This window comes from Corynebacterium sp. (assembly GCF_030152825.1).
Classification (GTDB): Bacteria; Actinomycetota; Actinomycetes; order Mycobacteriales; family Mycobacteriaceae; genus Corynebacterium.
In genome coordinates this window covers 1-10,378 of sequence record NZ_JASLIP010000059.1, presented here as the reverse complement: position 1 = coordinate 10,378, position 10,378 = coordinate 1, and the positions used below count along the sequence as shown (strand labels likewise).

Annotated in this window: 7 protein-coding genes; 4 read left to right on the top strand and 3 right to left on the bottom strand. The window is 64.4% G+C overall.

Annotation, left to right across the window (positions count from 1 at the left end):
• From Q1V78_RS06980 to Q1V78_RS06970, 3 genes are all read right to left on the bottom strand, one after another.
• On the bottom strand, positions 1-3,240 hold a 3,240-nt coding region (locus tag Q1V78_RS06980; protein WP_300613032.1), incomplete at its 3' end, for an arabinosyltransferase domain-containing protein.
• A 54-nt stretch (positions 3,241-3,294) separates the two neighbouring features.
• Positions 3,295-5,313 carry a galactan 5-O-arabinofuranosyltransferase gene (locus tag Q1V78_RS06975; RefSeq protein ID WP_300613030.1) on the bottom strand — a complete coding sequence of 673 codons (2,019 nt, stop codon included), beginning with the start codon at positions 5,311-5,313 and terminating at the stop codon, positions 3,295-3,297.
• A gap of 18 nt (positions 5,314-5,331) precedes the next feature.
• Entirely contained in the window at positions 5,332-6,858 is a 1,527-nt protein-coding gene (locus tag Q1V78_RS06970; protein ID WP_300613028.1) for an NYN domain-containing protein, read from the bottom strand.
• Positions 6,859-7,105: 247 nt separating this feature from the next.
• Between Q1V78_RS06970 and Q1V78_RS06965 the strand changes: the two genes are divergently transcribed.
• The 4 genes from Q1V78_RS06965 to Q1V78_RS06950 all read left to right on the top strand — a co-directional run bounded on the left by Q1V78_RS06965 (position 7,106) and on the right by Q1V78_RS06950 (position 9,803).
• Positions 7,106-7,480: a GntR family transcriptional regulator gene (locus Q1V78_RS06965; RefSeq protein ID WP_300613026.1), complete on the top strand. Its 375-nt coding sequence runs from the start codon at positions 7,106-7,108 to the stop codon at positions 7,478-7,480.
• Positions 7,481-7,531: 51 nt separating this feature from the next.
• On the top strand, positions 7,532-8,164 hold the full coding sequence (locus tag Q1V78_RS06960) for an ATP-binding cassette domain-containing protein (RefSeq protein ID WP_300613024.1): 633 nt from the start codon (positions 7,532-7,534) through the stop codon (positions 8,162-8,164).
• 12 nt (positions 8,165-8,176) lie between these two features.
• Complete coding sequence (locus Q1V78_RS06955) at positions 8,177-8,497, top strand: hypothetical protein (protein WP_300613022.1); 321 nt, start codon at positions 8,177-8,179, stop codon at positions 8,495-8,497.
• 217 nt (positions 8,498-8,714) lie between these two features.
• A complete protein-coding gene (locus Q1V78_RS06950) occupies positions 8,715-9,803 on the top strand; it encodes an ABC transporter permease (RefSeq protein WP_300613020.1) in 1,089 nt (362 codons plus the stop codon).
• Positions 9,804-10,378 lie beyond the last annotated feature (575 nt).

Here is a 10,378-nt window from a genome sequence, read left to right as displayed (position 1 = left end):
CAGCTGCGGGGCACGCGGCGGGGTCAGCGCCAGCCACTCGGACGGGGTGAGGTTCGTGTCTACCGCGACAATGCGGATCTGATCCGCCTCCTCCGGGATCCACTCCATCGGAATGCGCAGGTTGCGCCACTGCGGGGCGGTGCCGATGTCCAGTGGCAGATCCTCGCCCAGTGGCTCGAAGTCATCCTGGCCCTTGCCGGTCGACTTGCCGTACTCCACCTTGACCAGCTGCCCGTACTGGAAGACATTGTCGGAATCGTAGTGGCCGATGGTGCCCGCCGCGCTCAACGTGATCAGTGGGTGATCCTCACGGTTCTCCGGCAGGGAGTACCACTTGGTCGTCGTCGAGGCGGAGAACTGCGACCCCTCCTGGAAGGAACCGACCACCGGCACCCGCTGGGGATCCAGCTCGAAAGGTAGGCGCGCGTGCGAACCGTTCACGCCCGGCTTCGGCAGCAGGCCACCAGCGGTGCCGGAATCCTGGCCACCGTCCGCGGCCTCCGCACCGCCGCTGCGGTCACCGGAGGCTGCGGCGTCGTCGTTCCGGTCATTGGACGAGGCGCCGGCGGTACCGTCCGTGCCCTCGTTGCTGGCCTGGCCGGCTTCCTCACCCAGGTCCGTGCCGGTGCTCGGCTGATCGCCATCCAGCTTCATCGCGGTCTCGACGGAGTTCTGGCTCACGGCATCCTCGCCACGGCCATCCGGGTCGATGTGCGCCGGGATGCGGTTCGGCAGGAAGCCGGTGGAGTCGTCGGTGGTCAGGGAATCGCCGATCGGTGAACCATCGGCCACCTTGAGCAGCGAGTCATTCGTATTCGTCTCCACGAGGACATCCTCGGCCAGCTGGCAGCTGTGCCCGGCCAGGGAGACGGCGTTGCCCTTACCGATCGAATACGCCGGCCACTGCGAGATGAAGCCCTTGCCCATCGACGCGATCGAGAACACCAGGGCCAGCATGGTCAGCGCACCGATCGGTGCCGCGGTCACCGTTGTGATGCGGTACTTGCCCTTCCGTTCCGCTACCTCCTTCGCCGCACCGTCATCGGTGCCATTATCGGCGTCGGCAGCCTCGCCCGCGGACTGGGCGCGCGCTCGCTGAGCGTCCGTGCGGTAACCGAGTAGCACGCCCCACAGCAGGGTGAGCAGGGCGATGACCAACATCACCGTCGAGGCCTCAATGCCAGCGACCTGGATCGTCTTATCCCACCACGGCACACCGAAGCTGGAGATGTACCACCAGCCATTCGTGCCGGAGAGCGTCAGTGCGAAGAGCATGAGCGTGGTGCCCAGGAAGAGCACGCGGTTGCGCGCGGAGCTCGCCGAGAACTGCGAGGCGGCGACCGCCGCGAGTCCGATGAGCGCGGCACCGATTCCCGCGTAGACGCCGAAGTGGTGCGTCCACTTCGTCGGCGTGAAGACCATGAAGAAGACCGTGCCGAGGATGACCAGAATCAGGCGAATGGTTGGGGCCTTCGCCGCGCCCGGAACACGCCCGTTGCGCAACATGGAGGCCACGACTACGCCGAGGCTGAAGATCATCATCAACACGATGAAGCGGCGCGCGAAGGAACCGTCGGTGGTCTGCTCCAGCAGCGAGGTGTAACGCACGTATTCCTGGTACCAGGACAGCGACGGGCCCCGGTCGGAGCGCACGGCGATGGCCTCGCGCACGGTGCTGAACGTCTGGTCACCGAACACGCCGACGAGGATTGCGGTACCCGCGGCGAGGAATGGTGCGATCTGCGCGAGCATCCCGCGGATCACCTTCCCGCGGCTCGCGCCCTTCTCAGCCCCCAGCCACGGCAGGCGGCGCACCGCGATGCGGATCAGTGCATTCAGGGAGACCAGCACCGCCGCCACGGCCATCAGGCCGGTCGGCCCCGCGCCCAGCGCCAGGGTGGCCAGCAGCGTACCGATCGCCGCCGGCAGCAGCCGGTGGGTGGCGATGGCGCGCTCGAAGGAGACCCAGGTCAGCAGCGAGAAGACCGCGATGATCGGCTCCGGGCGGGTGCCGTTATTGAAGGCGATGAAGAACATCAGGAAGGCCACCGCGGTGGTCCAGTGCGCCACGGCGCGCTGATTGACCTTCACTCCCAGGCGCGGCAGCACCTCGCGGGAGAGCACCAGCCAGGTCACCGCGGAGGCCAGCAGGGCGGGCAGTCGCATCCAGAGGGAGGTGGAGGAGACGTTAACCATCAGCGCCAGCAGGTCGTAGAACGGCCAGCCGAAAGGGGACTCCGGTACGCCGAACCAGCGGTAATAGTTGGCCATGTAGCCGGACTCGTGGCTGGCCCGGGCCATCGTCAGCAGGTAGCCATCGTCGGCGGTATTCGCGCCGATGAAGAACCAAATCAGCAGCACGGCGCCCACGAAGCCGTCTACCCAGCGGGGCTTCCACCAGTCCTTCTGCATCAGGCGGCCGGAGCCGGCGCGGCCATCCAGCTTGTCGATCTGGTGCAGCGCCCACAGCGCGACGACCATGAAGGCCAGGCCGAGCCACATGACGATGTTCTTCAGCAGCGTCGGGGCGCTCGAGAAGCGCGAATCCACCTTGACGTCGGCCTTGAGCCCCGCATCGGCGGCGGCCTTCGCGTTCTCCGGGGTGTTCTCGAACTCGGTGTAGATGCCGGTCAGCATCGGGCGGGTATCCCGGTCGATATCGCCGGAGTACACCGCAGGGTCCAGCTCTTCGCCGTCGGTGGTGGTGCCGTCCACCCAGACGCGGGTGGCCTCGGCATCCGAGGTGATGCGCAGCAGGGCATCCTCGGAGAGCTCCTTGAGGTCCTTCTCCTTGAGGGAGAGCGGCACCACGTTGCGGATGATGACGTCCAGGCCGGAGTCGGTGTTGCGGACGAAGAGCCCGCGCAGCGTCTCCTCCTTCGAACCCTCCGGCACGGTGGATAGGACGGTGCTCTGGCCGTCGTTGAGCTTATCGATCTCGGAGAGCGGGATGGAAAGGTCCAGGCTCTCCGGTGAGTAGCTGATCAGCGGCGCGGTGACGCTACGCAGATCCCCGTTCTGCGGCCAGGAGAAGGAGGACTGCTGCTGGTTCACCGGCAGGAATGGAGTGGCGATGAAAAGCAAGAAGCCCAGCAAGCCGGAGACGATCGCGAGGGTCATGATCCGACTGCTGGCGCCACTCTTCGGGGCCGAGCCTGCCTGTGGCGGCGCGGTGGGGTTCACCGCGTTTCCGGGCCCTTGATCTGGCTGGTTATTTTTCTGCTGCTGCACCGTAGACACGGCTAATAACTGTACGTTACCGCCAGTCAAATGTGGACTAGCACGCGCGTGGCCTTAGTTACGCACTGCGACAGCGAAAGGACCGATTTGCGTGACATCCCAGTGCTTCTGGAACGCGCTCGCCGGGAAGTGAACGGTGCGGAAACGGACGTTCGGCTGGTTCGGGTAGATGTCATCCGCGATGAGATAGGAGAACTCCGCTTCCTCCACCGGGGTGGCGTCGCTTCCCGCTGGGCCGCCTTCTTCGGCCGGCACTTCGCCACGGAGGACGAGGGCGTCCGGTGCGGTCCAGCCTTCTTCCTCGGCTGCCCGATCCATCGCGGCCACCAGCTCGTCGGGGTCGGTGATCTGTGTCCAGGATTCGATCGCTTCGTTGCGCCGCTCGAACTCCCCCAGCGGGTTGGCGTAGTGGGCAGTCATCGCCTGGTACGCGTGATAGGGGTAGAAGCTCATGAAATGCTGCTCATCGGTGAGGATGGTGGATCCGGAGCGCTTGCCCAGTTTTTCGACGAGGTGCTCGTCGATCTCGGCGTAGTAGACGGTGGCGTCCGCAGGCATGCGGTCCCCACGCGCGGCGTTGCCGTCGGCGTCGGTGTAGGCGGTATCGATCTTCTTTTCGTGGTTCATCGGAATATCGATCGCGTAGTAGAGCGTTCCGAATGCCAGGATCGCGGCGAAGACGCGCGTCACACCCCTCGACTTCGCGGGGTCTACGGTCGCCGGGTAGAATTTCGGCATTCCCACGCCCCGCAGGTCGATGATCGCTAGCGCGCCGGCCACGGCGAACAGCAGCGCGATCGGCAGCGCTACGCGGAATCCCAGCAGGGTCGTGCCGAGTAGCGGCATGGCCATGGAGGCGACCGCCCAACCGTAGGCGGTGAGGATGCCGACCAGAAGGGCGCGGGCGTCGTCCTGACGGTGGCGGGCGACCAGCCAGACTAGGCCGATCAGAGCGAGAACACCGAGCGCGGAAACATTGAAGAAGGGCATCATCAGCTCGGTGCCATCTTTGGGGAGGTAGTGCTGCGCCTTGCCGGTCGGGCCGTGCGGCTGGGTCAGCAGCGCGCGCAGGTAGGGCAGCCAGCCGAGCAACGCGATGAGGATCGAACCGATGCCCATGGCCAGCAGCTTCAGGAGTGGACGGATACCCTTCTCTCGGATCGCTGCGGCGATGGCCATGACCACCACCGAGAGCGCTGATAGGGCGGTGAACAGCGTGTAGAGGTTGGCCGAAAGTCCCAGGTAGACCATGACGCCAAACAGCGCCCAGCGGGAGCCCAGCAGCGCGTGGCGGGTCATCACCATCGCTGCTGGCATACCCACCGCGACGATGGCGGCATAGGGCTCCTCCGGTGCCACGTGCAGGGTTGCCACCGCCGTGACCAGCGCAACCGTCGCGCCCGAGGCCAGCGAGCCCGTGAGGTGGCGCCACAGGGGAACGAGCATGGAAAAAGCCGCGGCCAGGGTCATCAACGCCCACGGCTGGTAGGCGGCCCAGCCCGCCAACCCGGTGATGCGGGCGAAGAGGCCACCGGTGAAGAACCACAGGCCAGGGTAGAAGCTCGGCATGTCCGGGTAGGCCATGTCCACCCAGCCCGGGGTGTCCGTCAGGCGGGTCAGGAACTGGGTTCGGAAAGCCTGGTCGACGCTCACGCCATCCAGGTACAGGCTGGTGGCGGCCAGCGGGATACCGATGCTGGTGATCACCAGGCCGGCCGGAGCCAGGTAGAGCAGCACGCCGAGAACGCGGCGCTGCCAGTTCGACCAGCTGGGGCGAGGGTGGAGCACGTAGTACACCGACGCCGTGGCAAAGAGGATCACGAGCACGGAGCCGACGCTGCTCAGTGCCTTGAGCGCGTAACTGGTGTTATATGCCGGAAGGCTCGGCCTGGACATGATGAACCAGGCCGCGACCGTCGCCACTGCCGCAACCGCGCCCGTGGCCAGCATGTGCACGATTGTGCGCAGCGGGCTCAGGGCATCGGGCTGCGTTTCCGCAGTGCTGAATCCAGTGACGGAGGCTTGTTTGTGCTCGACGGTCGTTCCGGTGTGCATGCGTATATCAAAACACATGCACGCCGAAGGTCGGTTTTAAGCGCGCGGGCCGCGGAGCATGATGCCGCGGATACCGCTGTGGAAACCATCGCGCAGTCCGACGCGCTGGGCCTCCGTCAGGGTGTACTCGTGGAGGGTATCGCAAGCGAACTGCAGGAGCGGGCGGTCGATCTCCGGGGGAAGGCCGCCGCCGGAGAGCAGGTGGGCGTTGTCCTTCTGGGCCTCGCTCGCGGCGTTGTCGAACCACCAGACGGCGTATTGCTGGCCGATGTCGTAGGGGTTCTGCTCTCCCGCGGACGCCCAGACCTCGTTGGGGAGCGGGACGTAGCGGGAGCGCAGCTTGCGGTGGCGGGCCATCATGGACGGATTTGGCTTCGGCTTCGGCGCTGGTTCCGGGGTGTCCTCGGTGGCTGTGGCCGGCGCCTCTGCCTGGGGCTGTGCTGCCTCGCCCTGCTCGGCCGTGTTGTCCGGTGCCGCATTGGTCGGCGCGGTGCGCTCCTGAGCGGCGACGGTGTTGGGGGTCGGTTGCGCCATTGTTTCGGCGGTCGGCTCGGTCGTCGCTGGTTCGGTGGAGGCAGCAGGTGCCGGACCCGGCTTGGGCCCGGGCTTCGGCGCAGACTTGGGTGCGGCGGGGTGCGCCGCGGGGCTTGGGGCGGCCGATGGGGACGCTGCCTGCTCATCCGTCGTGGTGGTTGCCGCAGCAGCGTTGGCCCGTACACCGCTTGCCGGGTCTTCTTCTGTTGCTGCGGGGGTGGCCGAAGCCTGCGCGGGTGCAGCTGCCGAGGCCGGGTCCGCGGCAGTCTCGGTTGGCGCGACGTCCCCAGGGGCGTTGTTGGTGCTTGCTTCTGCCGCGGGCTTGGTGGCCGGTTTGCTGCGCTCCATATCCGGAATGACGCTCGGTCCCGGCTCTTCGGGCTCTTCCGCATCGCCGAGGGGCTTGAACTCCGGGCATGGGCTGTCCTCGCCCTGCGTTTCGCCTGGCAGGGGGGTGGCGTTGGCATTGGTGGGCAGCGGCCCCTCCAGGATCTGCAGGCGCATGGTGTCGCGGAAATCCTCGCGCGGGTCGAGGATCGTGGTCGTATCGCAGGCGAAGCGCAGCTGGGAGGACATGGAATCCCAGCCGAAGCCATAGAGGTGCACGCGAATGCCCGCGTTCACGGCCTCTTCCACGCCGGGCAGCATGTCCGCATCGCCAGAGACGAGGACGATATCCGAGACGTTGCCGCGGACGGCGGCGAGCACCATGTCCGCGACGAGGCGGGTGTCCACTGCCTTCTGCGTGCGCCGGTCGCCCCATTCGATGAGCTGGCCGCTGCGCAGCTGCACGCCTGGTTCGCTGCGCAGGGAACGCTGGTAGCGGTGCGGCCCGGACTCCGGGATGCCGTCGTACCAAAATTGTCGGTGAATGGGTTGTTTGAGCTGGTCCTGGGCGATTCGGCCCAAGGTACATACGACCTCCGGCAGGTCGATCTCTAATTGCGCGCGGGCGCCAGTTTCCCAGGAGTTATAGAAGCTAGCTAGGAGATAAGAAGTATCGACAAAGATCTGTGTTCGCTCGAGCATGATGGGTCGGTTGTCCGTTTCTTTAGTTTCACAATTTTCAGTGCATTATCCATTGCGCACTGTACTTCTTGAGCGCCCGTGCGCGTGGCGCTTTCCCCTCTAGTGTGCATCAAAGAGTTGTTATATGGTTGGTTGCACAAGTAACTAACCAAATAGGTGGCTCACGGAGCTGAGTCGCAACCTGGTCGGACGGTGAACATCAACCACGCCCCATCGAGGGGATCGAACACGAGTAAGGGGAGGTGCCATGGAGGAAGCCACCACGCCGCTGTTTCAGCAAGTGGCCGAGCTCGTGGCGGATGCCATTGTGGATGGCTCCCTACCAGAGGGGGAGCGGGCACCGTCGACGAACGAGCTCGCTGCCTTCCATGCAATCAACCCGGCCACAGCCCGCAAGGGCTTGAGCCTGTTGGTGGACGCCGGGGTGCTCCAGAAACAGCGAGGTATCGGCATGTTTGTCACCGAGGGCGCTCGGGAGAAGGTCATCGCACAACGCAAGGAGGCCTTCGCCGGCCGCTACCTGGTGCCGCTGGTCGACGAGGCCGCGAAACTGGACATGACCGCCAGCGAGCTCCGCGAGCTCCTCGGCAACGTCGCCGAAAGTCGGGGGCTTTATGACTGACCCAGCACCGCAGCGAAGCCCGCGCATCCCACCACACAGGAAGGCACAACCGTGAACCACCTGAAAGAAAGCGTTGGAACGAGCGTCCCACAGGGGCCTGCACCCAGCATCGAGCTATCGGGCCTGACGGTCAGCTTCGGCAAGAAAACCCACCCGGCCGTCGATGGCATCAGCCTGCAGATCCCGGGAGGCCAGGTCTACGGCCTGATCGGTCGAAACGGCGCGGGGAAGACCACCCTGCTCCGGGCTATCGCGCTGCAGCTGAACAGCTCCGGCACGGTGACCCTGGATGGCCAGCCCATCCGCGATAACGAGTGGGCGCTGGAGCGCATCATTCTCGCTGGCCCGGACGCCTCGTGGCCGCAGGACCTCCCGGTGCATAGCGTGCTGCGGATCGCGGAGCTTCGCTGGCCGACCTGGGATCAGGCCTTCGCGGCGGAGATGATCCAGGCCTTCCGCATCGATACCAGCAAGCGGTTGCGCGCGATGTCCCGCGGACAGCGCTCGGCGGTGAGCATCATCCTCGACCTAGCAGCGCAGTGCCCGATCACCCTGCTGGACGAGCCCTATCACGGCCTCGACGTGCAGAGCCGCGAAGCCTTCTACCAATTCCTCATGTGCGACCTGGAGCGCAACCCCCGCACGGTGATCCTCTCCACCCACCACCTCGGGGACGTCGCCTGACTGCTGGACCAGGTGATCATCATCGACGAGGGCAAGCTCCTGGAATTCGGCCCACTCGAGACCGTTTCCAGCCGCATCCACCTGGTCTCCGGCCCCAGCCAGGCAGTGTCCGCCTTCCTCGAGCAGTGGTCTGCTTCCTTGTCCGTCGCCCCTTCTTCCTTCCTTATTAAGGACGTCACCAGCACCGGTTTGCGCAGGCTGACCCTCAGCTATGACCCCGAGGCGCCGGAGGCCGCGGCGGCGGCGCAACGCGCGGGTGTCCAGCTCCAAGCCACGGACCTGGAGCAGGCGGTACTCGCGCTGACCGGAAAGGAGGCCCAGGATGAGCAATAAAACGAGTGATCGTCATGCGCAGCCGTTGGGCGGTGGGATCAAGGTGGCGGAAAAAAAGGGGGTTGCGGGCGAGGCTTCGTCCCAGGTCCAGGGGCTAAACACCCGAGCGATGGGCCGGGTCTTCCTCTTTGCGTCGTAGCGGAGCGTGCTCTGGACGCTGCTCTTCGTAGTGCTCATGAGCTTCCTCGCGATCGTTGGCGAGGTAGAGCACCGGCCAATGAACTTTTTTTATGTCTTCTTCGTCGGCGGCGCTGTGAGCAGCGTGAACTTCGTCTTCCAAGCGAAGGGCGAAGAGTTGCGGGTGTTCGGGCTGAGCTCTGCTCAGATTCGCCGGCTCGCCGTGTCCATGTGGGGGCTGACGATCCCGGCCTCGGCGCTATACCTCCTTATAGTCGTCGTGATTTCTCGGACCGCTGGCGGGATGCTGAGCTCGGGAAGTCTTCTGCTCGCCTGCCTTGTGGGCTATCTGCTTCTTTTCACCTACGCCGTCTACCAGGGCTGGAGTGCCCATGTGGACATCCGCAATGACGCGGTGGGCGAGCAGGACATCCTGGTCCGAGCGGAGAAGGCGAAATCGCGGAAGGTGGCGTCGAGCTCTGAAGGTGGAGCCGCTAGCCCGGCAGTCTCGGATGCGGAAGACTTGAGGCGCGAAGAGCGGGCGGCTTTCGAAGCAGACACGGCACTCGAAGCTGCGGTGACCAGGCCGCTGCGCCTGCTTGGGCTAACCCTGGCGAAATGGGAGTGCAGCATCGCATTGGCGCTTGGTCTCGTGTTGGCGTTTTGGCCTTGGGCTGCGCATGCGATCGGGGCCTATCTACGGATTACGGTTGTTGGCGCGCTAATCGGCAGCAGGTGGTTGCTCACCGCGTACGGGCTGCCGAAAAATTACATCCAGTGGTTGGCCTTTGGCGGAAGCCGGCGGGCATGGCGTGAAGCTGCTTTGGTGGGGACTGTGAGGACCTGCTGGTCGGTGCCCCTGGCTATCGTCCTGATCGGTTACCCCGCGTTGTTGAATGGCGAGAGCACGCTGCGGGAGCAGTTCAGCGCTAACGAGATGTTGATGGGCGCGCCGATGCTGGGGCTGATCGTGCTCTTCCAAATCCTGGGCACCACATTGTTGAGTGCGCTCGCCACACTACGGTGGCCCAAGGCTGGTGCGCTGACGGTCGGCGGTTTCCTCGCCTACGGCATGGCAATGGTGACGGTGCTCTGCTTCCAGCTGTTCTTCACCGGGGACGTTGATCCGCTACCTCGAGCGGCCATCGGTGTCCTCCTCACCGCGGTCTATGCGGTTATCGCTGCGTAGGTCTTCTACACACGCAGCCTCAAGCAGGACGCGCGGAACTCCAGCCACATCCAGACCTTGGGTGGGTAGCGTCCGTGCCGAGAGCTGAGCCCCAGTTCGAAAGCGTCTGTGAGCTGGGGTTTTGTGTTTGTTGTGGAGTGTGTGTAAATTATTGATCTGCAAGCAAGGCCGACAGGCCGATGCGCACGGGGGAATCAAGATCCTTAACGGGTTTTGCTTCTGTGTTTGCATCTGGTTCTTGGATGGTGTAGCTTAGCAATCCTGCAAGACTGCCGGTTATTACCGGGTGGTTGGGTTCCCCTTCGGTCTTGTTTCCTTGTCACCAAGCTTTGGTGAACGGTGAGTAATCGAGAGTTTTTCTCCGGTTTGCTTCTGGTTCATGTGGGTGATAAGCTCGGAATCCGCCTCAACGTGAAGCGCCACAGTGTTGTGGTTGTGGAGTGTTGTGTGCATATGTTGTTTGAGAACTCAATAGCGTGATGAACCAAGCAGATCAACGGTTCTGACACACTTTGTGTGTGGGATTGTTTGATTTTTTATACATGACTTGGAACATGATGATGCAGTCTACTCTG